This window comes from Duganella sp. Leaf126 (assembly GCF_001423125.1).
Classification (GTDB): Bacteria; Pseudomonadota; Gammaproteobacteria; order Burkholderiales; family Burkholderiaceae_D; genus Rugamonas.
On the sequence record NZ_LMNW01000012.1, the window covers coordinates 532,553 to 557,031 of the forward strand.

General features: G+C 68.0%; 18 protein-coding genes. 2 read left to right on the plus strand and 16 right to left on the minus strand.

Features of this window, described 5'->3' with window-relative positions:
- Positions 1 to 2: 2 nt before the first annotated feature.
- Complete coding sequence (locus ASF61_RS10060; RefSeq protein WP_056154754.1) at positions 3 to 1,157, plus strand: acyl-CoA dehydrogenase family protein; 1,155 nt, start codon at positions 3 to 5, stop codon at positions 1,155 to 1,157.
- Positions 1,158 to 1,326: 169 nt separating this feature from the next.
- Here the strand turns inward: ASF61_RS10060 and ASF61_RS10065 are convergent, their stop codons facing one another.
- From ASF61_RS10065 to ASF61_RS10145, 16 genes are all read right to left on the minus strand, one after another.
- Positions 1,327 to 2,244, minus strand: a complete 918-nt coding sequence (locus ASF61_RS10065) for a diguanylate cyclase domain-containing protein (protein WP_056154756.1) — start codon at positions 2,242 to 2,244, stop codon at positions 1,327 to 1,329.
- Positions 2,241 to 6,848 carry a PAS domain-containing protein gene (locus ASF61_RS10070; protein WP_056154759.1) on the minus strand — a complete coding sequence of 1,536 codons (4,608 nt, stop codon included), beginning with the start codon at positions 6,846 to 6,848 and terminating at the stop codon, positions 2,241 to 2,243. The genes ASF61_RS10065 and ASF61_RS10070 overlap by 4 nt, the downstream gene beginning before the upstream one ends.
- Before the next feature lie 80 nt (positions 6,849 to 6,928).
- Complete coding sequence (locus ASF61_RS10075; RefSeq protein ID WP_056154762.1) at positions 6,929 to 7,507, minus strand: prepilin-type N-terminal cleavage/methylation domain-containing protein; 579 nt, start codon at positions 7,505 to 7,507, stop codon at positions 6,929 to 6,931.
- 75 nt (positions 7,508 to 7,582) lie between these two features.
- Positions 7,583 to 8,314, minus strand: a complete 732-nt coding sequence (locus ASF61_RS10080) for a hypothetical protein (protein ID WP_056154765.1) — start codon at positions 8,312 to 8,314, stop codon at positions 7,583 to 7,585.
- The gene (locus ASF61_RS10085) at positions 8,314 to 9,102 is read right to left on the minus strand and encodes an ABC transporter permease (protein WP_056154768.1); all 789 of its coding nucleotides are present in this window, start codon (positions 9,100 to 9,102) and stop codon (positions 8,314 to 8,316) included. The genes ASF61_RS10080 and ASF61_RS10085 overlap by 1 nt, the downstream gene beginning before the upstream one ends.
- Positions 9,099 to 9,821, minus strand: a complete 723-nt coding sequence (locus tag ASF61_RS10090) for a type II secretion system protein (RefSeq protein WP_056154771.1) — start codon at positions 9,819 to 9,821, stop codon at positions 9,099 to 9,101. Before ASF61_RS10090 ends, ASF61_RS10085 begins: the two co-directional genes overlap by 4 nt.
- Positions 9,818 to 10,561, minus strand: a complete 744-nt coding sequence (locus ASF61_RS10095; RefSeq protein WP_056154775.1) for a hypothetical protein — start codon at positions 10,559 to 10,561, stop codon at positions 9,818 to 9,820. Before ASF61_RS10095 ends, ASF61_RS10090 begins: the two co-directional genes overlap by 4 nt.
- Positions 10,558 to 11,553, minus strand: coding sequence for a hypothetical protein (locus tag ASF61_RS10100; RefSeq protein WP_056154777.1), 996 nt, complete (start codon positions 11,551 to 11,553; stop codon positions 10,558 to 10,560). The genes ASF61_RS10095 and ASF61_RS10100 overlap by 4 nt, the downstream gene beginning before the upstream one ends.
- Positions 11,550 to 12,281, minus strand: a complete 732-nt coding sequence (locus ASF61_RS10105; protein WP_056154780.1) for a hypothetical protein — start codon at positions 12,279 to 12,281, stop codon at positions 11,550 to 11,552. The genes ASF61_RS10100 and ASF61_RS10105 overlap by 4 nt, the downstream gene beginning before the upstream one ends.
- Entirely contained in the window at positions 12,278 to 14,035 is a 1,758-nt protein-coding gene (locus tag ASF61_RS24365; RefSeq protein ID WP_200919832.1) for a hypothetical protein, read from the minus strand. Before ASF61_RS24365 ends, ASF61_RS10105 begins: the two co-directional genes overlap by 4 nt.
- Before the next feature lie 7 nt (positions 14,036 to 14,042).
- Positions 14,043 to 15,245, minus strand: coding sequence for a type II secretion system F family protein (locus ASF61_RS10120; protein ID WP_056154783.1), 1,203 nt, complete (start codon positions 15,243 to 15,245; stop codon positions 14,043 to 14,045).
- On the minus strand, positions 15,245 to 16,957 hold the full coding sequence (locus ASF61_RS10125; protein WP_056154788.1) for a GspE/PulE family protein: 1,713 nt from the start codon (positions 16,955 to 16,957) through the stop codon (positions 15,245 to 15,247). The genes ASF61_RS10120 and ASF61_RS10125 overlap by 1 nt, the downstream gene beginning before the upstream one ends.
- 5 nt (positions 16,958 to 16,962) lie before the next feature.
- Positions 16,963 to 18,960, minus strand: a complete 1,998-nt coding sequence (locus ASF61_RS24370; protein ID WP_304438294.1) for a lipopolysaccharide assembly protein LapB — start codon at positions 18,958 to 18,960, stop codon at positions 16,963 to 16,965.
- Complete coding sequence (mshL, locus tag ASF61_RS10135; protein WP_056154795.1) at positions 18,957 to 20,807, minus strand: pilus (MSHA type) biogenesis protein MshL; 1,851 nt, start codon at positions 20,805 to 20,807, stop codon at positions 18,957 to 18,959. The genes ASF61_RS24370 and mshL overlap by 4 nt, the downstream gene beginning before the upstream one ends.
- Positions 20,808 to 20,901: 94 nt before the next feature.
- Complete coding sequence (locus tag ASF61_RS10140) at positions 20,902 to 21,882, minus strand: ExeA family protein (protein WP_229205782.1); 981 nt, start codon at positions 21,880 to 21,882, stop codon at positions 20,902 to 20,904.
- Positions 21,882 to 22,598: an ABC transporter ATP-binding protein gene (locus ASF61_RS10145; RefSeq protein ID WP_056154798.1), complete on the minus strand. Its 717-nt coding sequence runs from the start codon at positions 22,596 to 22,598 to the stop codon at positions 21,882 to 21,884. Before ASF61_RS10145 ends, ASF61_RS10140 begins: the two co-directional genes overlap by 1 nt.
- A 176-nt stretch (positions 22,599 to 22,774) precedes the next feature.
- Here ASF61_RS10145 and ASF61_RS10150 point away from each other — a divergent pair, with 176 nt between their 5' ends.
- Positions 22,775 to 24,478, plus strand: a complete 1,704-nt coding sequence (locus ASF61_RS10150; protein WP_056154801.1) for a GspE/PulE family protein — start codon at positions 22,775 to 22,777, stop codon at positions 24,476 to 24,478.
- Position 24,479 lies beyond the last annotated feature (1 nt).

Consider the following 24,479-nt stretch of genomic DNA (forward strand, 5'->3'; position numbering starts at 1 on the left):
GCATGGACTTCAATTTCAGCGAAGAACAGCAGCAGTACGGCGACGCCCTGCGGCGCTGGATCGACAAGGACTACGGCTTCGAGGTGCGCCAGCGCATCGTGCAGTCGGCCGCCGGCGTTTCCGACGACGCCTGGCACACACTGACCGAGCTCGGCATGCTGGCGCTGCCGGTGCCGGCCGCCCAGGGCGGATTCGACGGCGACGCGGTCGACCTGCTGGTGGTGATGCAGGAACTGGGCCGCGGCCTGGTGGTGGAACCGTATTTCGCCACCGTGTGGGGCGCCTATTTTCTCAGGCTGGCCGGCAACCAGTACCACCTGCTGCAGGACGTGGCCGAAGGCCGCGTCAAGCTGGCCTGCGCGCTCGGCGAAAAGCACGCACGCTACGACCTGGCCGACATCAAGACGCTGGCTGCCGTCAACGGCGAGGGTTACCGCATCGACGGCACCAAGACCGTGGTGCTGCACGGCGCCCAGGCCGATGCGCTGATCGTCTCGGCCCGCAGCGCCGGCAGCCAGCGCGACGCCAACGGCATCAGTCTGTTCGTGGTGCCGGCCGACACGCCCGGCGTGACGCGGCGCGACTACCGCACGCTCGACGGCCAGCGCGCCGCCACGGTGCAGTTCAGCCACGTGGCGGTGCCGGCCTCGGCATTGCTGGGCCGGCTCGGCGGCGGCTTCGACCTGCTCGACGAGGCCGCCGATCACGGCGTCAGCCTGCTGTGCAGCGAGGCGCTGGGCGTGATGGACGCACTGTTTTCCAGCACCCTCGACTACGTCAAGACGCGCCGGCAGTTCGGCGTGGCGATCGGCAGCTTCCAGTCGCTGCAGCACCGCATGGCCGACATGTACATCCACCTCGAGCAGGCACGCTCGATGGCGATGCTGGCCAGCGCGCGCATGTCCTGCGGCGACCCGCGCGAACGGCGCCGCATCCTGTCGGCCGCCAAGGTCAGGGTGGGGCAGGCAGCCCGCTTCATCGGCCAGCAGGCGGTGCAACTGCACGGCGGCATGGGCGTCACTGACGAACTGCCCGCCTCGCACCACTTCAAACGCCTGACCGCCATCGAACACACGCTCGGCGACACCGACCACCACCTCGAGCGCTACACCGCTTCGGGGGCCGATCCTGATGCCGCGAAGGCAAGCGAAAAATAATGATTTTGTCAGCCTAAAAGCGTCGTCCCTGCGCAGGCGGGGGCCAAGTTGGCTGATAAGTCGACGCATCCCGCGGAACCTCGGTACCCGCCTTCGCGGGGACGACGGCGATGAAGCTTTTAACTGGGCGCGCCGGCAGGATCTGACACTGAAATCTGGAAAGTGGCGTTCAGTTGTTGTGGTACCGGTTGCGGCCGCTTTGCTTGGCCTGGTAGAGGTGGGCGTCGGCGGTGCGGATCAGGGCGTTGGCTTCGTGCAGGTCGAGCGGCGGCAGGGCGGTGGCCAGGCCCATGCTGATGCTGACGGTGGCGGCGGTGGACGAGGGTTCGTGGGGAATGGCCAGCTTGCGCACCTCGTCCTGGATGCGCTGGGCCACCGCTTCGGCGCCGTCGCGGCCCTCCTGCGGCAGCAGCAGGATGAATTCTTCGCCGCCGTAGCGGGCCAGCAGGTCCTGCGGGCGGGCGGCGCAGCGTTTCATGGCGGCGCTCACCTGTTGCAGGCACAGGTCGCCGGCCTGATGGCCGTACCGGTCGTTGTACAGCTTGAAGTGGTCGATGTCGATCATGATCAGCGACAGCGGCAGGTTGGCGCGCGCGCAGCGGCGCCATTCGGATTCCATACGGTCGTTGAAGTGGCGGCGGTTGGCGACGCCGGTCAGGCCGTCGGTCAGGCTCAGCTCGCGCATGGCGTCGGCCTGGCGCTTGATGGTGAGCTGGCTGCGCACGCGGGCCCGCACCACGGCCACATTGAACGGCTTGCTGATGAAATCGACGGCGCCCGCTTCCAGGGCCCGGGTCTCGTCCTCGGGCTGGTTCAAGGCGGTCACGAAGATGATCGGGATGTCCCGCAGCCGCGGCGAAGCGTCCAGCGCGGCGCAGACGGCGTAACCGTCCATGCCGGGCATGATGGCGTCGAGCAGGATCAGGTCCGGCTGCTGGGCCAGCGCCACTTCAAGCGCCTTCTCGCCGGACAGCGCGAACAGCACTTCGTGCTCGTCGCGCAGCGCCTGGTGCAGGACCTGGATGTTCTCCATGGCGTCATCGACCACCAGGATCCGTCCGTTGCGGGCCAGATCGGTCCAGCTCATGCATTATCCTTTCGCTGCTTCATTGCGGCCTCACCGTCGGTCTTCCCCTGCACCCCTTGCATTATCGCGTGCACCAGCGCGGCGGCCGCGTCGAAGTCCAGGTTGTCGACAGCCTGCGCCAGCGGAACGGCGTGCTCCATGTCTGCGAGGGCGGGACGCAGCGCTGCGAAGTCTTCCAATGCCTTTAAGTTGTTATTTTGAAGCAAACTTTGTAAGTGCGCCAGTTTTTGCACCAACTCGGCACGATCGGTGTTGCTATATGGAATAATTTGTTCGTCCACGTTCAGCAACCGGATGCCGTCCGCCACCACCGCCAGCGCCGTCGCCAGCTGGTCCAGCGCGGCGTGCACGGCGCTGTCGGCGTGGTTGGCGTGCAGGGCGCATTCGACCTGCGCGGCCATGCGCGCCACCTCGTTGGCACCGAGATTGGCGGCCACCCCGCGCAGCCGGTGCAGCAGTTGCCGGGCCGTCTGATCCTCGCCGGCCACCAGCGCGGCGCGCACGGCCAGCACCGCGTCGCCCTGGGTGCGCTCGAAGCGCTTGAGCAGCGCCGCCAGCGCATCGAAGTTGCCGCCCATGCGGGCCAGCGCCGTGTCCAGATCGATGCCGGGCAGGTCCGGCGGCAGCGCGTAGGCAGCCGGTGCCACCGGTGCGGCGGCCACGGTGGCGGTGGGCGCCGCCGGCCCGGCCGCGTGCGGCGCCAGGTCGCGCAGCAGGGCGATCAGCATTTCGACATCGACCGGCTTGGCCACGTGGGCATCCATGCCGACGTCGGCTGCGCGCTGGCGGTCCTCCTCCATCACGTTGGCGGTCATGGCCACCACCGGCAGCGTCAGGCCGGCGGCGCGGATGGCGACGGTGGCGTCGTAACCGTTCATCACCGGCATCTGCACGTCCATCAGGACCACGTCGTAGCGGCTGGCGTCGGCCAGCAATCGCTGGACCGCCAGCTGGCCGTTGCCGACCAGGTCCACGCTGGCGCCCGCGTGCAGCAGCATGTACTGCGCCACTTCCTGGTTGATCTCGTTGTCTTCGACCAGCAGGATGCGCATGCCGGCCAGCCGGCCGTTCAGCGGCGACGGCGGCACGCTGGCGCTGGCGCCGTCGCCATGGTCGCCCGACATCAGCGCGCGGATGCGGTCGAGCAGGCGGTGCGGGCTGACCGGCTTGGACAGCACCCCCGCCGCACCGCTGCCGTCGAGGTCGCGCAGCACCGTCGCCGCCTCGTGCTCGGACACCATCAGCAGTATTGGCGGCACGATCGGCGGCAGGATCGGCGGCACCGCCCGTCGGATTGCCGCGTCGGCTAGCGGCGCGGGCGCCAGCGCGCCGGGCAGGTCGCCGTCCAGACCCGGCAGATCGCGGTCGAGCAGCAGCAGTTCGTACGGCAGGCCGTCGTCGCGGCCACCGGCCAGCATGGCGCGCAGCTGGCCGGCGTCGGCCGCTTCGTCGACCTGCCAGCCCAGCCAGTGGCAGGCGGCAGCGATCGCGCCGCGGACGCCGGGATTGGCGTCGGCGACCAGCACCGTCATGCCCTGGGCTGCTGCCGGCACCTCCGGCGGCTGCGGCGGCGCCGTGCATTCGAGCGGGCAGGTGAACAGGAATTCGGCGCCGTGGCCCACCTCGCTGCGCACGTGCACCGCGCCACCCATCATGTCGGCCAGCTGGCGACAGATGGCCAGGCCCAGGCCCACGCCGCCGAATTTGCGGCTGGTGCTGCTGTCGGCTTGGGAGAAGGTAGCGAAAATATGTTCCTGCTGGGCCAGCGGGATGCCGATGCCGGTATCGCGCACGCTGAACTCGAGCAGGATGGCGCGCCCGGCCTGCCAGTCATGGCCGCCGCCGATGGCGCGCACCGACAGCACGACTTCGCCGGCGGCAGTGAACTTGACCGCATTGCTGAGCAGGTTGAGCAGCACCTGCTGCAGCCGCATCGGGTCGCCCGCCAGCTCGTTAGGCAGGTGCGGGTCGATGTCGTACACCAGCGCGATGCCCTTGTCGGCTGCACTGCCGCTGATCAGGACGCTGATGCTGTCCAGGATGTGGCGCAGCTGGAACGGTGCATGTTCGAGCTGCAACTGGCCCGCTTCCACGCGCGACAGTTCCAGCACGTCGTTGACCAGGCCCAGCAGCGATTGCGTGGCGACCTGGATCTTGTCCAGGTAGCCGCGTTCGCGCGGCGCCAGCGGTGCTTCCTGCAGCAGCCGCGCCAGGCCGATGATGGCGTTCATCGGCGTGCGGATCTCGTGGCTCATATTGGCCAGGAACTCGCTCTTAGCGCGGTTGGCGGCTTCGGCGCGGTCGCGCGCCAGCACCATTTCCTCGTTCACTTCCTGCAGGTGCAGTTCCGCTTCCTTCAGTTCGGTCACGTCGGACACCAGCACGAAAAAGCCGCGCACCTCGCCGAATTCGCCGACGTCCGGAATGTAATTGACCCAGGTGTAGCCGATCTGCCCCGACGGCCAGTGCAGCTCGCCGGCAAAGCCCTGCGGTTCGCCCTCGAGCGCGCGCTGGACATGGGGGGCGCTCTGGGCATACGCGGCTTCCTTCATCACGTCCGGCATGAAGGCGCCCAGCATCTGCTGCTGGTCCATGCCATACCAGTCGAGGAAATACCGGTTGGCGAAGCGGCAGCGCAGCCCGGCGTCCCAGTAGGCGACCATGCCGGGCAGGCTGTCGGTCAGCGTGCGCAGGAATTGCTCGCTCTTGCCCAGTTGCGCGACGGTGGCGCGCAAGGTTTCCTTGACCTGCTTGGGTTCGGTGATGTCCATCCCCAGGACCAGGATGTGGGTGGCCACGCCATCCTCGTCGCGCAGCGCCACCTTGCGCGTGGTCAGGTAGCGCGTGGCGCCGCGCGCGCCCACGATCGGTTCTTCGGCGATTTCCGTGATCTCGTTGGCGCTGGAGGCAAGCACCGCGCGGTCGGCTTGGTTGTAGCGCTCGGCCAGCTCGGGCGGATAGAAATCGAAGTCGGTCTTGCCGATGAAATCTTCGCCGCTGCTGCGGCCGGCCAGCACGGCGGCGTAGCGGTTGACCATCTCGAAACGCAGGTCCGAGGCGCGCTTGACGAAAATTACCGCCGGCAGGTTTTCCACGACCGAACCGAGCAATTGTTGCGAGCGGTGCAGTTCCGCTGCAATGCGTTTCTGGTCGGTCACGTCGAGCAGCAGGCCGGTGATCGCAGTCACCGTGCCGGCCGGGCCGAACTGCGGATAATAGCTGGCGACGAAATGCCGGACCACGGCGGCCTCGGCGCCGGCGCCCGTGTGCTCGACGCCGACCAGCGGCCGGCCGGTGTCGAGCACGGTGCGGTAGTCGGCCAGTATCGCGCGCCGCAGGGCCGGGTCGCGCACCATGTCGCCGATGTGGCGGCCGATGTGAGCCAGCACTGGCTGGCCCGTGACCCGGGCCAGGAAATCGTTGACGCGGATGATGCGCAGCTCGTTGTCCACGTAGCTGAGACCGACGGGAGCGGTCGCGTACAGCGTTTCGAGCTGGCTGCGCGAGCGCTCGAGCTGCTCGGTGCGCTCGCCGACCAGCTGTTCCAGCCCGTGCCGGTGCGCCTTCAGGTCGGCGGCCAGCGCGTTGAAGGCCTGGGCCACGGCGTCGGCCTCGCGGAACGTCATCGGCTCCAGCGTGAACGGGCGGTCGCCGGCCAGCGCCTCGGCCGGCCCTACCAGCGCCCGCACCGAGCGGGCAATCCGTCCGCCCACCAGCCAGGCCAGCGAAAAGCCGGCCAGCAGGACCAGCGCCAGGATCAGCGCGATGGTAGTCACCGCGTGCAGCAGCTCTTCCAGCGCCTTGGCCTGCGGCGTGGAGATGACCACGGTGGCGCCGCTGACCGGCGAGCGGCTGTAGCCCTGGTAGATCGCCACGCCCTCGGTGTCGGTGGTGGAAAACAGTGCATCGGACGCCTGTGCCAGGCGCGCGCGGAGCGCCGGATCGGCGGCCTGGCCCAGCAGCTGGCGCGGTCCTCCCGACTGCGCCACCAGCCGGCCCTGGCGGTCGTACAGTGCCATGGTCTGGTACAGCTTGATGCGTTCGTCGCGCAGGATGTGATCGAGCTGCTGCGGTTTCAGCAGCGCGGTCACGGCCGACACCACGCGGTTCTCGACGAATACCGGCACATCGATCGCCAGCAGGGCGCTGCCGGCCACGTAGACGACCGACAATTGCGGCCGCGCCGTGTCGAACAGCGGCTGCAGGCGGCTGGCGTTGTTGATCGGATTGAAGGTGTCGGGCAGCGGCGCGCCCATGTGCATGGCCACCTGGCCGCTGCTGTCGCTGAGCAGGAACTGCGAGGCCGGGAACTGCGGTCCCAGCAGGCCGCCGGCCTGCAGCCGCAGCGCAGCCATGTCGTTGTCGCGGATGCTGGGCGAGATCGCCAGCGCCCGGGCCGCCCCTTCGCTCTGCACCAGGTCGCGGTCGATGGCGGTGGCCACCATGCGCGCGGCCTTGCGCGTGTCTTCCATCAGCGCATCGCGTTCGCGGCTGTAGAACTGTTGCACCACGGCGCCGAAGCCGATCGTCGTCGGCAGCGAACAGGCCAGCACCAGCAGGGCGATCTGCGCACGGATCGACGGCAGGCGGGCTTTTTGTGGCACGGACGACACTCCTGGTGGTGGTGGCGGGGGCGGCGGCGCGGCAGCGTGGCCGCGCGCCCGGGCGTCGGCGGACTCCCGGGTCAGAAGAACACGGCGGTGCGCTGGATCACGCTGCCGTTGTTGGTGTAGGGGGCGGTGGCGCGCACCGAGCCGGTGTCGAACTTGCCATCGTCGAGCTTGCTGTCTATCTGTTCCGCGAAGCTGTCCGGCAGGTTGTCGAGGCGCACGCCGTTGCCGCCGCGTCCGCCGATGGCGTCATTGTAGATGTAGACGGCGCCGCCCTGGGCGCTGGTCATGAAGTCGGTGGTGCCATTGAACGAGCCGGTGATGAAGCCGGCCAGGGCCAGGTGTTGCGGCGCCAGCAGGTATTCGGTGATCTGGCCGTCGCCATTGCCGTTGCCGGTGGCGCCCGGGGCGTGGGTGGTGCCCTGCACATCGTCGCCGGGCAGCGCGCGGAACTTGTCCTGGTAGGCGTTGACGGCCGACGTCAGCGACGTCGATTGCTGGATGATGTTCTTGACGCGGGCGCTGTCGATCAGGCTTTGCCCCTTGAGTACGCCGCCCAGCAGCAGGCCGATGATGACCAGCACGATGGCGATTTCCACCAGCGTGAAGCCGGTTTGCCGGGTCGGGTGGAGCAAGGGACGGGACGCACGCATGGGAATTCCTTTAGTTGAATCGGCTTGAAACGGTTGCGGTAAAGGCTGCAACACGGTCACTATATTACCGCAGCGCTAGGGCCGGGTGGGGCGGTTCTGTTGCTTACACTCACCGATTTGATCGAGACGCCGGGCCAGGAAGGCCAGCTCGCGCGGATCGCTGACCTGGCCGCTGGCCAGCATGCCGCCGATCAGCGTGCGGGCGGCGTCGCATTCGTTCATGTCTTCCAGCACGAAAATCTCGAGTTGCTGGGCCCAGTCCGGCACGCCGGGGCCGGTGGCGTGCAAGCGGATGTCGCGTGCGTACGACAGCGCCAGCGGCAGGTCATGCAGCCGGTGGCGCGCCACCAGCGCCGCGTGCGCCAGCCAGGGCCAGCGCCGGTTCGGGTCTTCGGCAAAGCGGGCGTGGACGAAATCGAGCATGCGGCGCGTGCGGACCGGGTCGCTGACGGCGCCGTACACCTGGCTGGCGGCCAGCAGCGGCGACTGGCCGCGCGGGTCGAGCGCCAGCACGCGCGCCAGCCAGGCGATCACGGTCTCGTAGTCGAGGTCGCGCCATGACACGCTGAGCCCGGCCTGTTCGTCGAAACCCTGCACATACAGCATGGTCAGCCGCGCCAGCGCCACCGGTTCGCCGAGCGCGGCCAGCTGCAGGGCGGCTGGCGACGGCGCCGGCGGCAGCGCGCGCGCGTGCGCGTGCGCTGGCGGCCGGCCCGCCTGCCAGGCGACCTGTAGCAGCAAAGCCAGCACCAGCAGCAGCCAGACGCCGCGCGGCACCACGTGTAGCGGTTTCTGGGCGGCTGCCATCACAGTTGCTTGCGGTAGAGGTCGAACAGGCCGGCGCCGGCCAGCAGCGCCACGTACAGCACGGTCTGCACGCCGACCGTCAGCAGGTCGGCTGCGGCGCCGCCGTGGTACACCAGCCAGTCGCTGCGGGTGAACCGGTCGAGGTGCGGCAGCAGCAAGCCGAGCAGGTCGATGCCGGCCGCCAGCAGCTGCTGGCCGGCGCCATCGGCGGCGCCTGCCTGTTTCATCAGCTGCAGCGTGCCGATGGCGCGCGCCATCAGGTAAAACGCGGTGGCGGCCGCCAGTGCCGGCAGCACCTGCTGCAAGGTCAGCACGCACAGCAGCGAAAACGCCGCCACGATCCAGCATTCGCACAACAGGGAAAACGCCCACAAGGCAGCCTGGTCGGGCGGCGCCAGCGCCAGCGCCAGGGCGCCGAACAGCAGCGCCGGCAGCAGCGCCAGGGCGCCGAAACCGGCCAGCTTGCCGCCGAGGTAGACGGCGCGGGGCATGGGCAGGGCCAGCAGCAGTTCCAGGCCCTTGTCGTTGGCCTCGCGCACCATGCTGGTGACGACAAAGGTGGCGACCAGGAACACGGCAGCCAGGCGCAGCCCCGCGCCCAGCAGCGCCGCCTGCAGCTGGTGGCTCTCGGTCAGCGCCAGTGCCTGTAAAAAGCCGGTCAGCCCCACCGCGCCCAGCGCTGCCGCGATCAGCAGCCACAGCAGGCGATTGCGCAGCGCTTCGAGCAGCGTGTAGCGGGCGATCGTGACCGTCATTGCGCCGTGGCGGCGGTTCAGGGTACGCGTCATGGCAGCTTCTGCGCCGCGACCATGCGGTTGAACAGGATGTTGGGCGACATCCACAGCACCAGGTCGTCGTATTCGCCGCCGGGCGCGCGCGGATCGGTGCTGGCCGGACGGCTGACAAAGGCCACGCCTTCGCCGCCGAGATTGGTCTTTTCGTCGATGTTGCCGATGCCGGCGTCGAGCAGGCGCGTGTTCTGGTCGCTGGTGGCGCCGTAGCCATTGCGGCCGAACGACACGATCACGGCCGGGATGTCGTTGGCGTCGGACGCCGGAATGATCTGGCCGTCCAGGCCGCGCGTGGCCACCGTGATGTCGCGCGGGCTGCCCAGCGTGAAGAAGCTGACGCTGTTGGCGAACGCCGGCGTGACCGAGTACGCCAGTATGCGGCCCCAGCCGTCCAGCCGCTGCACGCCCAGCGTCGCCCACGGCAGATAGCCATAGCGCTTGTTGCAGATGCTGCCGGCGCGGTCTTCGCGGCCGTCGATGGCGGAAATGGCAGGACAGGGCAGGTAGTTGTTGCGCAGCGCAAAGCCGAACAGCGCCTCGCGCGCCTCTTCCATCGCGCGCTGGGTGTCGGCCACGCGCCGCTGTTCCAGCTGCGACGACAGCGGCGCGATCAGGCCGCCGATCATCAGGCCGACCACCAGCAGCACGATGGCGATCTCGACGATGGTAAAGCCGGCCTGGCCGGAACGGTGGTGACGGGGCGTGGTCGAATTCATTGCGGGGACTTGGTGACAGGGGCGGTGGCGCGCAGGCGGTCGCGGATCAGCCGCAGCGGCACCCAGCCCAGTTCGTTGCTGAAGCTGCCGCCGGGGCTGCGGGCGTCGTCGGTGGCGGCGCGCGCCATGAAGTCGCGCACCGCCTCCTGGTTGGCCTGTTCGTCGCGGTTGTCGGTTGCTGCAGCGGCCTGTTCGATGCCGGCCAGGCTGGTGCCCAGCTGGCGGCCGCTGGACAGGATCACGGCCGGTGCGCAGCGGTCGTCCACCACGCAGTCGGCCGAACCGACGCGGTAGAACATGCTGCCGTCGTCGCTGCGGTCCACCAGCGTCTTGGTGGCTTCGGGCGCGCGCTCGAGATTACCATTGGCAAACTCCGGCGACACGCTGTAACGCAGCAGCTTGTTCCAGCCGTCGCCGGGCGTGATGCCGAGCGTGATCCACGGCAGCAGGCCGGTGCAGGCAGCGTCGTCGGCGCACGGCTGGTTGCGCTCGCGCCCGTCCAGCGCGGACACGGCTGGCCGTGGCAGCCGGCGATGGACCACCGCGTAACCGATCAGCGCTTCACGGGCGTCGGCCAGCGCGGCGCGTGTCAGCGCCTGGCGGCGCAGGTCGCCTTTGGGCTGGCTGAACATGCCGATCAGGACCGACGCCGCCCCCAGCCCCAGCACCAGCAGGAGCAGCAGCAGGGCGGCACCGCGCTGGCGCGCCAAAAACGGACGGCGAGGCGGTGCAGCCATCATTGGCCGACGTCTTTCACGCGGTCGTCGGCCAGGTCATAGCGCTGGCCCGGCCGCAGCAGCACGCGCTTGCCGGACGGCAGGGTGACGGTGACCGCCTTGCCGTCGCGTTTGCCGACCGCGACCGCCGCGCCCCGCTGCGGCGTGTCATTGAGCCACACCGTGCTGCGGCCATTACTGCCGCGCAGCACGCCGTTCATCGTCAGCTGCTTGGCGCCCGGCGGCGATTGCTGCGCTGGCTGAGGATACGGTTGCGGCTGCCCGATAGGGCGCTGCTGCTGCTGCTGCTGCTGCGACACCTGCGGCTGCTGCGGCTGCGCTTGTGACGATTGCGCCATCGGCATCAATTGCCGCTGATCTGTCGCCATGTTTGATTGAGATGCCTGGGACTGCTGCGCCAGCGCCAGCGCCGCCGGCTGCCGCTGAGCCGCTGCGGCCGATGGCTGCCTTTGGGCCTGCTGCATCGCGGACAACGGTGCCTGCGCCAGCGCCGCCGGCTGCTGCTGAGCTGCTGTTGCCGATGGCGGCATGTGGGGCTGTTGCATCGCGGACAACGGTGCCTGCGCCTGCGCCGCCGGCTGCTGCTGCCCCGTCCCCTGCTGCTGGGCGGCGCGGACCATGGCGGCCATTTCGGCCTCCATGCCGGGCGGCATATTGGGCGGCAGGTCCGGCACGATGTCGGGCGCCTGGCCCTGACGCGTTGCGGACGGCATGGCGCCTGGGGTTGCTGCATGGCGGACTGCGCGGCCGTCGGGCGGCAGGGGCGTTGCGCCGGGCGCGGGCGTGCGGACGTCCTCGGCCAGTCCGGCGAACACTGGCGGCGCCGGGTAGGCCGCGTCAGCGGACGTCTGCGACGCTGCCGGGGCCGGCCTGTTGCGCGCGGCGTCGATGGCCTGGCGTTCCTGCGGCGTGTTGAACAGCCGGCCCAACCCGTTCTGGGCGTGGGCCGCGGACCAGGTCAGCCACAGCGCCGCCAGCAGCACGGCGCGCCTCATGGCTGGCGCCCGGTTGCCAGGGCCACCGGCTGGGCCGGCCTTGCAGCGGGCACCATGGTGATCCAGTTCAGCGTGCAATCGACGCCGAGGTTGCCGCCGGCAGCGGCGGCGCCACCGGCCTGATCGCGCTGCCCGCCGGCCGCTGCCGCCAGCCGCTTCAGCGAGCAATCCTGCGCAGCAAAAAAGCCGCGCGCATGCAGGCCGCCGAGGAACTCGAACAGGTCCATTTCGTGCAGCAATTCCATGTGCAGGCGCATGCGGCTGCCGCGCAGCTGGTAGTCGCCCAGGTCCAGCGCCGCTTCCAGGCGCACCGCCTGCTGCGGTTCGATCTGGTAGCTCAGCGGCGGTAACTGCAGCTCGTCCTGTACCTGGCGGATCGCATCGACCCATTCCAACCGGCGCTCTTCGCCGATCAGGCCGCGCTGGCGCAGTTCCAGGTAGCGCTGCTGGAAATTGCGGATGTCGCGCTTTTCGATATCGACGTGGGCGTAGCGCGAATGGGCGGCGTCGCGCAGGCGCTGCGCATGGCGCAGATCCTCGTCGGCATCGTGGCGCTTGCCGAGCGTGACCGCCACCAGCGTGGCGCCGATGACGACGGCAGCCAGCGCGGTCAGCACGGCAGTGCGGATCTGCGCCATCTCGGCGATCCAGTAGGGCAGGGCGACGCTGTTGGCCGTCTTGCGGGCGGCGGCGCCGGCGGCGGTGACGGTGGCGGGATTCGGATTCATGGTTTCCACACCAGGTTCAGGGTGAATGTGGCGCGCGGCGCGACGGCGGCGGCGCCCGCCTTGCCGTCGAGCCGCACGGTGGAACGGGTGTCGATCGGCGGTTTGTCCACCTGCACGACCAGGCGCGGATGGCGCGCCAGCTGTTGCGCGAACCGGTTCATGGTCTCGACAGCGTTGCGGTAATCGTCTTCGGGCGAGAGGATTTCCGCTTCCAGCAGCAGCGACTGGGGCGGGCGCGCCGGAATCCCGGCCAGCAGCGACGACATCGGCGCACCCGCCGCACCGGCTCCGGCGCCACCGTTGCCGACCACGACCGGCGCGCTGGCCGGCTGCCCCGGCAGATCGACTTTCCAGCCCAGCTGCAGCAGGCGCACCTGCGGCGCCTGTTCCAGCGCCGCGCTGACCATCGCCACCATCTGCCACGGTGACGGACCCTGCGTGACCAGCATGCGCTCGACGTTGACGGCGGCGCGCATATTGGCGGTGGACGTCACGCGCGGCGGCATGGCCGCCATCACCGCGTTGTAGCGGCGGTCGAACTGCTGCGCCTCCTGCGCCAGGCGCGCGCTGTCGGCGCGCGCTTCCCAGGCTTGCCACAGGTTGATGGCGATGGCGCAGACGGCCACCACCGCCACCGTGGCGGCGGCCGCATACAGGCGCCGGCGCGCCAGCCACAGCTGGTAGTAGCGCCGCAGCGGTCCCAGCGTGTAGTGGCTGGCGGGACAGGTTTTCGCCAGCAGGGCCAGCAGCATGGTGTCGGCCAGCGGCCCGCTGCCCGGGCGGATGCCGGCTGCACCATCGGCCCCGGCCGGACCGGCCGGACCTGTCATTCCGGCTGCCCCGGTTATCCCGTCTGCACCGGCCGCACCGGCCATCCCGTCCGCACCGGCCATCCCGGCCGTACCGAATGTCCCGGCCGTCCAGTGTGCGCCGGTCGTCCCTTCGGCGCCTGCGCCGTCCGCAGCCGCTTCCACGCCCAGCTGTTGCGCCACCTGCGCCAGCGGCAGAAAACGGAACGCGGTTTCCGGCCCGTCCGCGCACTGGGCGTCGAGCGCCGGCAGTTGCCCGGCGGGGGCGATCACCACGGTTTCCAGCACGCTGCCGCGCGCGAACAGGCGCACGCTGGTCAGGAATTGCTGGGCCTTGGCCGTTTCAGCGCCGACGTCGATGGCGTTGCCGTCGCGGTCGATGGCAGGCGTCAGGCGCGAGAACTTGAGCTGGCCGCGCTGGAAATAGCTCTGGCGCCAGCCGGCCGACTGCTGGGTAACGAGCAGCAGGTGGTCATCGCGCAGGCCGAGCTTGTTGACCAGGTGCTCGCTCAGCAGCGTGGTCGAATACAGGCCGGCCAGCGGTATGCGCTCCTGTTCCAGCGCCTCCACCCACGGCAGCACGATCGACGGATTGGTCAGCGCCGACAGCAGAACGATGTCGTCGCGCCGGCCGTCCGGCTCGCGCCCCTGCACCTCGTGGTAGCGGAACGGCGTTTCGCGGTACTGCTGGAGCAGGCGCCGCTGCGTGAGCCGGGCGCCGGCGCGGCCGCCCACGTGCGGCAGGTGCACGCGCTGGAAATCCTCCTCGATCAGGTCGGTCAGCAGGTACACCGGCACATTGCGGTGCTGGTCGAGGTGGTCGAGCAGCGCATCGACGCCGGCGCTGTCGTTGGTGAAGCTGGCGCCGCCCAGCAGGCGGCCGCGCTCCCAGCGCCAGGCGCCGAGGAAGTCGTTGCTCAGATAGAGTACATGTCGGTTCAGCACGGGCGCCTCAGGTCTGGATCTTGCTGATCGTGTCGTATATCGGACCCATGACGGACAACATGATCCAGCCCACCATCAGGCCCAGGATCACGGTCATGGCCGGCTCTATCATCGATTGCACCTTCTCGATCATCTCCTTGACTTCGCGGTTGTAGAAGTAGGCGACATTGCGCAGCGCGCCGTCGAGCGCACCGGTGGTTTCGCCGACCTTGAGCATGCGGATCACCAGCGGCGGGAAGATGCCCGTGTGCTGGAACGCCGCCGTGATGCCCTGGCCCTCGGAGATCAGCTGGCCGGCGCGGCGCAGGCCGGCCGCCACCACGCGGTTGCCGACGATGCCTTCCGACAGGCGCAGGCATTCGAGGATCGAGATGCCGGACGCGTACATCATCGCAAAAAAAGTGGCAAAGCGCGCCAGCATGATCTTGTGCAGCACGGGGCCGATCAGCCACACGCGCAGCCTGGCGCCGTCGGCGATGTAGCGCGCCTGCTCGCTGCGCGCCAGCCAGGCGCGCAGGCCGAGGTAGCCGACGACCGGCAGCGCCACGATCAGGTACCAGTAATCGATGAAGATGCCGGACACCCAGATCAGCGCCCTGGTGTGCAGCGGCAGCGTGTTGCCCATGTTTTTGACAAAGCTGGTCAGCTGCGGCACCAGGTAGATCATCAGGAAGAAGGTCACGCCGGTGACGAACAGCCCGACCGCAGCCGGATACATGACGATCTTGCGCGTCTGCGACGCCAGCTCGTCCTGCCACTTCAGGCTTTCCGACAGGTTCTTGAACACCTCGGTCAGCTTGCCGCTCTGTTCCCCGGCCATCACCAGGCTGGTAAACGTGTGGTCGAACACTTCCGGGTAGGCGGCCATGGCGGCCGACAGCTGCAGGCCGCCTTCGATGTTTTCGATCAGGCCTGTGATCATTTCGCGAAAGCGCGGGTGGTCGATGCTCTCGCGCAGGTCGTTCAAGCCCTCCAGGATCGGCACGCCGGCGCCGGTCAGCTGCTCCATGTGGAAGCAGAAGTTGATCAGGTCGCGCCGCGTGATCACGCGCTTGAGCGCCACCACCCGCGCGCGCGAGACGCGGCAGTCGATCAGGTCCAGGCCCATGCGGTGCAGCCGCAGTTCCAGGTCCGGCTCGTTGGACGCGTCCATATTGCCGGGCTGGATCTGGCCGGCTGCGTTCATGGCGCGGTACAGGTATTGCGGCATCAGCGCATTCCCCCCAGCCGTTCGGTCAGGTCCACCACGCGGCCCACTTCCTCGAGCGTGGTCACGCCTTCCAGCACGCGGCGCACGCCGTCGTCGATCAGGCTGTGGAAGCCGCCGGCCGCCGCTGCCGTTTTCAGCTCGCGCGACGACACGCGGCGCGCCACCAGTTCGTCCAGGGCCGCCGTCATCTTCAGCAGTTCGATGATGGCGATGCGGCCCTTGTAACCTTGGTGGGCGCAGCGCTCGCAGCCGACCGCGCGGTACAGCGTCTGCGGCGGCGCGTCCTCGGACAGGCCCAGCAGCTGGCGCTCGATGTCGTCGGCCAGGTGCGGTTGGCGGCAGTGCGGGCACAGCCTGCGCACCAGGCGCTGGGCGATGATGCCGATGATGTTGCCGGACATGATGTCGGGCAGCACGCCGATGTCGAGCAGGCGCGGGATCGCGCCGATGGCCGAATTGGTGTGCAGCGTCGAATACACCTGGTGGCCGGTCATGGCGGCGGCAAACGCCATCTCCGCCGTTTCGCGGTCGCGGATCTCGCCCACCAGGATCACGTCCGGGTCTTGCCGCATCATCGAGCGGATGCCGTCGGCAAAGCCCATCTTGGCCGACTCGTTGACCGACGTCTGGCGGATCATGTTCATCGGGTACTCGACCGGGTCTTCCAGCGTCATGATGTTGACGCTCTCGGTGTTGATGTGGTTGAGGATCGAGTACAGCGTGGTGGTCTTGCCCGAGCCGGTGGGGCCGGTCACCAGGATCACGCCGTCGGGCCGCGCGATCATCAGTTTCAGCAGACTCAGTTCCGTCTCGCCCAGACCGAGGCCGTCGAGCGGCACGATGCCTTTCTGGCGGTCGAGCACGCGCAGCACGAAGTTCTCGCCGTGCGTGGTCGGCTGCGCCGAAGCGCGGAAGTCGATCTGCCGGCCCGAGAACTTGATCGAGATGCGGCCATCCTGCGGCGCCCGCGTTTCGGCGATGTTCATGTTCGACATCACCTTCAGTCGCACGGCCATGGCCGGCCAGTACGACTTGTGCAGGCTGCGGATCTGGCGCAGGATGCCGTCGATGCGGTAGCGGATCCGCAAGAACGACTGTTCTGGCTCGAAGTGCAGGTCGGAGGCGCCGTTCTGCACGGCGTCGGCCAGGATGGCGTCGATCAGCCGCACCATCGGCTGGCTGTACTCGTCGGACGTGGAACCGAGGCTGGCGTAATTGACTTCGCCCGTTTCGATCTCGTGCAGGATGCCGTCGATCGACAGCTCGAAACCGTAGTACTGGTCGATCGCGCGCGAGATGTCCGACTCGTTGACCAGCAGCGGCGTGATGGTGATGCCCTTGACCAGCATGGCGCTGATCTGGTCGAGCGCGACGATGTTGCTGGTGTCGGACATGGCCAGGATCAGGTTGTCCGTCTGGCGCTCGTAGACGATCGGGAATACGCGGTAGCGCTTGGCCACTTCCTTCGGGATCAGTTTCAACGCGATCGCATCGACCACCAGGCTGGTCAGGTCGGCGCTCTGCTGGTTCAGGTTCTCCGACAGCGCCATGCGCACGGTCGCTTCGGTGACGAAGCCGAGCGTGATCAAGAGCTTGCCGAGCGGCTCGTTGCTGCGCTTTTGCTCGATCAGGGCGATGCGCAGCTGGTCTTCGCTGATGACGCCTTTCTGGATCAGCAGCTTCCCGAGCGGAAGTTTGACTTGTTCTGCCATGAAAACTAGTGCGCTCCGTTCAGTTCATGCATGCGCTGGCGCAGTGCGCTGCGGTCGAACGCGACCGGCTTGTCCTGGCCCAGCGCCAGGGCACGCTGGTAATAGGTCAGCGCCAGCCGGCCCTGGTTCAGGCGGTCGAGGCCGATGGCCAGGTTGTAGGCATAGTCGGCATTGTCGGGCGCTGCCGTGTAGGCGCGGAAATAGGTCTGCTGCGCTTCGGGCCAGCGGCCTTGCTGCGCATACAGGTTGCCGAGTGCGAACAGCACCGGGCCCGCGTCGGGATTGCCGGTCAAAATGGCTTTCAGGCGCCGCTCGTTCTGGCCGGCGTCGCCGCCGCGCAGCTCCACCAGGCCGGCGACGGCGGTGGCGTCGTTCGGGTCGAGTTCGAGCAGGCGCAGGTAGTAGGCCGACGCCTGCGCGCCCTGGTTCTGGCGCGATGCCACCGCTGCCATGCCGAGCAGGGCATCGCGGCTGTTCGGATCCTGGCGCAGCGCCGCTTCGTACTGCTGCTGGGCGTTGACCAGGTCGCCGCTGCCGAGCGCCTGGTAGGCGTTTTCCAGGGCCGGAGCGATGCGCGCAGGCTGCACGGTACGGGCCACGCGGATGTCGGTATTGTCGGGCGCAGCCACGGGTGGCAAGCGGTCCTGGCGCGGCGCGGCGGCCTGCGCCTGGATGGCTTGCCGGGTCGCTGCCAGTTCCTGCTCGGTGCGCTCGAGCCGGCGTTCGAGGTCGTCGCGCGCGGCGCGGTTCATGCCGCCCGTGGGCGAGGGCGCCAGCATGCCGGCCACCGACGGATCGGCGGACTCCGCTGCGCCGTCGGCGCTGTTGCCGGTGTCGGCCGGGCCGACGATCTGCACTGCGCCGGACCCGGTGGCGCCGGTGGCGCCCGCTGGCGGCATCGCCACCGGCGGCAGACGCGCACCGGCACCGGGCGCCATCACCGCTTGCCAGTAGTAATAGGCGAAGCCGACGATGATCAGGACCAGCACCGTCAGCAAGCCGATCAGGCGCAGGCGTTCCGGGTCCATGCCCGGCGGTTCGGCGCCGGCGCTGGCGGCCTGGCGCGCGCGCCGGCGCGGCGTGGGCGCAGCGTCATTGCCGGCGTGACTGGTCTGGTTGCGGCTGGCGCCGGGCGCCGGCCGGGGCCCGGCTGCGGCAGCCGGGTTTGCTGTGCGTGCGTGCAGCGGTTCGCCGGTGATCGCATCGAGGGCGACGTCGGATGCAATGGTGGCACCGGCGCCGCGTCCGACACCGCGACCGGCACCGGATGCAAAATCAGGTCCGAAGTCTGCAGCACCGGCGGTCGCCCCCTGCGCTGCATTGCTGCCGTACGGTGCAGCTGCAGCCGCCGGCGGGAACGACGCCGGTCCCGCGCCGGCAGGCGCGGACCGCATTCCCGGTCCGTCGGGCGCGGACGGGTCGGGCGCCAGGGTAAAGCCCGTGCCCGCATCGTGGATCGGGCTGGCCGGCGCCGGATCCGGCATCGGCCGCGCTGCAACGCTGGCAGCGGCGGCAATGGTCGGTGACGTTGGCGGCTCCAGGCTGAACGCGGGAGCGAAGTCCAGGCTCAGCGCGGATTTGCCAGCCGCGCCGCCTTCTTCACCGGCACGCCCGCCGCCGGCAGGATCGCCGGCAGCGCCAGCTTTGGCAGCAGCGTGACCGAGTCCGGCGCTGCCGCCAGCACTGCCACGATCCGTTACTCCAGGACCGGCACCACCGGCCCCATTGCCAACACCGGCCCCATTGGCAGCATCGGCGCCAGCAGCGCCGTAGCGCGCGTCGGTACCGGCCGCACCGGCAGCAACCGGATAGGCGCCGCCACCGGCCATACTCCCTGCGCCCCCGAACCCGCCAGCGTTGCCGGGCGCGGGCGCGGGCGCCGGGTCCGGCGTCAGTGCCAGCAGCTCGTCGAACTCGCGTGACGGACGGTCCACCTCGACGTCGCCGGTGGCATTCTGTTTGGCGCGCTCGGCTTTCTTGAGCGCCTGCATTAACAAGCTCATGATCCGTTGGCCTTGGCGGTAGGGACTGGGTAGGTGGACGGCACCGGGTACGGTTCGTTGTCGGGCTGGCCCGGCAGCAGGTTGCGGTAATCCTTGTAATCGCCGTTGACGCTGGCGTCCTTGATCACGATCGGGCGCATGAAGATCACCAGCTCGGTCTTGGTGCTGGTTTCATTGCGGTAGGAGAACAGGTCGCCGATCACGGGCATGCTCGACAGCACAGGCACGCCATCCTTGCGGTTGTCCACGCTGTCCTGCATCAGGCCGCCCATCACGGCGATCTGGCCGCTCGGCACCTTCATCAGCGATTCCAGTTCGCGCGCCTGGATCACCGGCACCTGGCTGACGACCTTGGCGTCGGCCAGCGCCGGGTTCGGATCGTTGACGTAGCCGACGATGCGGGTGATGGTCGGACGGACGTTGATGGTCACCTCGTCGTTGTCGGCGATCTGCGGCGTCACGCTCATCACGAAGCCGACCGGCACCGTTTCGAGCTTGGACTCGTACACGGCCTGCGAAATCGGGTTGCCGTTGGTGCCCAGCACGGCCGGCGTCACCTTGAGCGTGAAGAACACGTTGTTATCGACCACCTTGAGCAGCGCGGTCTGGTTGTTCATCACGCTGATTTTCGGACTCGACAGCACTTTGACCTTGCCGAACGATTCGAGCAGCTGGATCGCCGCCGACAGGTTGCCGAGCTTGCCCGCTGCGTTGTAGGTCAGCAGGAACGAGCCGGGACTGCTGCGGGGGTTGACGCCGCTTGGCAGCCCGCTTTGCCCGATCGGCTGCATGGTGAAGCCGACATTGCCGCCGGACAACGTGTTCCAGTTGATGCCCTGCTGGTAGTTATTACTGAGTTTGACTTCGAGCACGGTGGCCTCGATCAGCACTTGCCGCTTGGCCGCGCCGAGCACGATGTCGAGGAATTCGCGGATTTTTTCGTGCTGGCGGCTGGTCGCGCGCACGGCGATCAGGCCGCCCTCGGCATTGACGATCACCGAATTGGTGGTGTTGCGGTTGCCGCCAAAGGCGCCGCCGTCGAACGGCGATGGCGCGTTTTGGCTGTTGGCGCCCTGGGCGCCGGCAGTCTGGTTGGTTTGTGCCGGATTGGCAGCGGCCGGTGCCAGCGGATCGATCAGCTTGTCATTGATGGTGGTCGGGCGCAGCAGGTCGCGGATATTCTTTTCCAGGCTGTACCAGAAATTGTTGTCCGAGCGGTTGTTGACCACGGTGGTCGAGTTGTTGCTCGGGTTGTTGGCGGCGTTGTTGCCGCCGCCACTGCTGCCTGCGCCCGCGCCCTGGCCGGTGGCGGTGGCGGCAGCCACTGGGTTCGCGGCGCTGCTGCCGCCGCCGGTGGTGGAAATCTGGGTCGCGATATTGACGCTGCTGGTCGTGCTGCGCGCAATGTTGACGTAATCGACCTTGTAGTTGCGCCATTCTGGCGTGTCCGGCAGCACGGTCAGGGTGCTGCCATTGATTTCGTAGCGCATGTCCACCTGGCGCTGAATGCGCGAGAGCAGCTGCGGCAGGGTCTGGTCGAGCGCGTTGAGCGTGACGTTGCCGGTGATGTCAGGATGAACATCGACATTGAGGCCCGCATCGCGCGCCAGCGCGAACAGCAGCGACTGCACCGGCACCTTGTGCACGGTGACGCTGAAAGTTTCCACCTTGGCGGCCGGCTTGGGGGGCGGCAGCATGGCGCTCTGGCGCACCGGCTCCGGGATCGCCCCTGCTGCGCGCGGCGGTTCCGACACGTGGTTGGCGGAGGGCGGCAGCGCACGGGTGGCGCAAGCGCCGAGCAGCAGGCTGCAGGCCGCGGGGATCAGGGAACACGCCAGTTTTTTCATTGAGTCTTTCCGCCCCGCCGACTTGCCAGGCGTGCCCGCATCAGGAAGTTGTAAGCCAGGAAGTTGTAAATTTGCAATTTTATCGATCATCATCTTACAATTCAGAAGCTCTCGCAAGAACACTCCAATAAAGCGCCACAAATGCCGCGAATAACAGGCTCAGCGTGCACGCGATTGCAACAGTGCGCCGCTGGACATTGCCGAACCAGCGGGCGATCGGCCAGCTGCCGCCGTGAGAGCGGCTAGAACGGTAAGAGCGGTACGGCGATTCGCCGATCGCCAGGCGGGCGTGGCGCGCTTCCACCGTGGCGGCATCGTCGGCAAACGCGGCCAGTAGCGCCTTGTCGGCCAACACGTTAATTCGCCGCACGATGCCTTCCGAGGCGTCGGCGATCAGCCGCACGGCGTCGCTGGTAAACACCGGCGCACCGTCGTGGCCGGCGGCCGCCAGCCGGAATGCCAGGAAGTCGGCCACCAGCGCCGGCGCCATGGCCGGCACCTCGAAGCTGTGGGTAATGCGCTCCTTGAGCTGCCGCATCGATGGCAGATCGAGGTGGCGGTCCAGCTCGGGCTGGCCGAACAGCACGATCTGCAGCAGCTTGCTGCGGGCCGTTTCGAGATTGGTCAGCAGGCGTATCGCTTCCAGCGTCGTCAGCGGCATCGCCTGCGCCTCTTCCACCAGCAGCACCACGTTGCGGCCCTGGCCGTGGCGCGCAATCAGATGCGCATGCACGGCGCGCTGCACTTCATCGACGCGGTAGCCGCGCGTGGCCAGGCCCAGTTCGGCCGCGATCGCGTATTGCACTTCCACCGCGTCCAGGTTCGGGTTGACCAGGTAGATCACTTCGACATGGGCGGGCAGGCGCTGCTCGAGCATCCGGCACAACATGGTCTTGCCGACGCCCACTTCGCCGGTGACCTTGACGATGCCTTCGCCGTGGCACACGGCATACAGCAGCGCGTCCAGGATTTCGCCGCGCGTGTTGCCGGAATAGAAAAATGCCGGATTGGGCGTGATGCCGAACGGCGTTTCGCGCAGGCCGAAATGCTGCTGGTACATGGCCGCGGTCACCATCAGGCGATGCAAGCCAAAAAGGCTTGTTCCAGGGTGGCGGCGCCATACTGCGCGCGGCACGCGGCCGGCGTGCCGCTGTAGCGGATGGCGCCATCATGCAGGATGGCCATGCGGTCGCACAGTTCGTCCACATCGGCCAGCGCGTGCGAGGTGATGAACAGCGTGCTGCCGCGCTGCTGCAAGGCCCGCAATTGCTCTTTTAACAGTGCGCGCGCCTTCGGATCGAGTCCGCTCATCGGTTCGTCCAGCACATATAAACGCTTGTTCGACAGCAGGCAGGCGGCCAGGCCCAGCTTTTGCGTCATGCCTTTCGAATAATGGCGCACCGTGTTCTTCAGCGCCGCCGTGTCGAGGTCGAGCGCGGCGAGCATGGCGTCCACCGCGTCGGCGTCGTAGCGCAAGCCTTGCAGGGTCAGCAGGTAGCGGATGAAATCGGCCCCGGTCAGGTAGTACGGTGGCATGAAGCGTTCCGGCAGGAAGCCCAGCGCGGCGCGGCTGTCCGGGTGGTCGTGCGGCTGGCCGAAAATCGCGATGTCACCGCTGTCGAGCGCGCAAAAATCGAGCAAACACCGGATCAGGCTGGTCTTGCCGGCGCCGTTGACACCGACCAGACCGAAACAGTCGCCGGCCTTGACCGCCAGATCGACTCCCTGCAGTACGCGGGCCTGGCCATAGCGTTTGACGACGTGCTCGAAGCGCAGGGCGGTTTCAGTCATGAAGCGGGGAGGATGGTAGCCGGTGGGAAACGAAATGACACTGTAGCGTATCCATGCGCGGAATGCGACATCGTTTCGTATTTCTTCATCGCAAATGTCACATTCTCGTCTAGAATGTCTGGCAAGTTGTCCTGGGGCACTAATTAATGCCGTGGCAGATTTAACAAGGAGCGGGTATGGCAAGGCCGGAGAAAGTCAGGCTGGGAGAAATCCTGGTGCAGCAAAAGCTGCTGTCGGAGGAACAACTGGGCCTGGCCTTGACCGAGCAGAAACGCACGGGGCGCAAGCTGGGCCGGGTGTTCGTCGAGAACGGTTATGTCACCGAAGAGCAGATCGCCAATGCGCTGGCGCGCCAGCTCGACATCCCGTACGTGCACCTGAAGTTCTTCAACATCAACCCCGACATCGTGCGCCGCCTGCCCGAGACCCAGGCGCGCCGCTTCCGCGCGCTGGCGCTGGAAGACCGCAACGGCACCCTGTTTGTCGGCATCTCCGATCCGACCGACCTGTTCGCGTACGACGAGATTGCCCGCATCGTCAAGCAGCCGATCGAGCTGGCGGTGGTCAACGAGACCGAGGTGCTGGCCGTCATCGACCGCATCTACCGCCGCACCGAGGACATTTCCGACCTGGCGCGCGAGCTGGAGCAGGATCTCGGCGACGTGTCGGTCGACTTCGGCGCGCTGGCTGCCAACCCCAACCTCGAAGAGGCGCCGATCGTCAAGCTGCTGCAGTCGGTGTTCGACGACGCCACCCAGGTGCGCGCCTCCGACATCCACATCGAGCCGCAGGAAGGGCGGCTGCAGATCCGCTTCCGCATCGACGGCGTGCTGCACCTGCAGACCGAGACCGACATCAAGATCGCACCGTCGCTGGCGCTGCGCCTGAAGCTGATGTCGGACCTCGATATTTCGGAAAAGCGCCTGCCGCAGGACGGCCGCTTCGCGGTGCGCGTGCGCAACCAGCGCATCGACGTGCGGATCTCGACCATGCCCACCCAGTATGGCGAATCGGTGGTGATGCGTCTGCTGAACCAGGGCGGCGCCCAGCTGCGGCTCGATGCGATCGGCATGCCGCGCGCGCTGGTGGAAAAATTCCGCGCCATCGTCCAGCGTCCGAACGGCCTGGTGCTGGTGACCGGCCCCACCGGCAGCGGCAAGACCACCACGCTGTACTGCGCGCTGGCCGAGCTGAACTCGGTCGAGAAAAAGCTGATCACGGTCGAAGACCCGGTCGAATACCGGCTGCCCGGCATCAACCAGGTGCAGGTCAACGAGAAGATCGACCTCGATTTCGCCCGCGTGCTGCGCTCGGCGCTGCGCCAGGATCCCGACGTGGTGCTGGTGGGCGAGATGCGCGACCAGGAAACCGCGCAGATCGGCCTGCGCGCCGCCATGACCGGCCACCTGGTGCTGTCCACGCTGCACACCAACGACGCCGCCAGCACGCCACTGCGGCTGATGGACATGGGCGTGCCGCGCTACATGGTCGGCAGTTCGCTGCAGGCGGTGCTGGCCCAGCGCCTGGTGCGCACCATCTGCGAGAGCTGCACCACGCCGCACCAGCCGACCCCGGCCGAACGCGAGTGGCTGAGCCTGGAGATGAACGACAAGGTCGATATGGGGCGCTACTTCCACGGCAAGGGCTGCTCGCATTGCAACGGCATGGGCTACCGCGGCCGCACCGGCGTGTACGAACTGCTGGAAATGACGCGCGCCGTGGTCGATGCCGCCAACGATCCGAACCCGTCGCACTTCCTCAAGGTGGCAGCGCAGCAGATGGCCGGCGAAACCCTGCGCCGCCACGCCGTGCAGCTGGTGGTGCAGGGCCGTACCACCATCGCTGAAGCCATGCGCATCAGCAACCAGATCGAGGATTGAC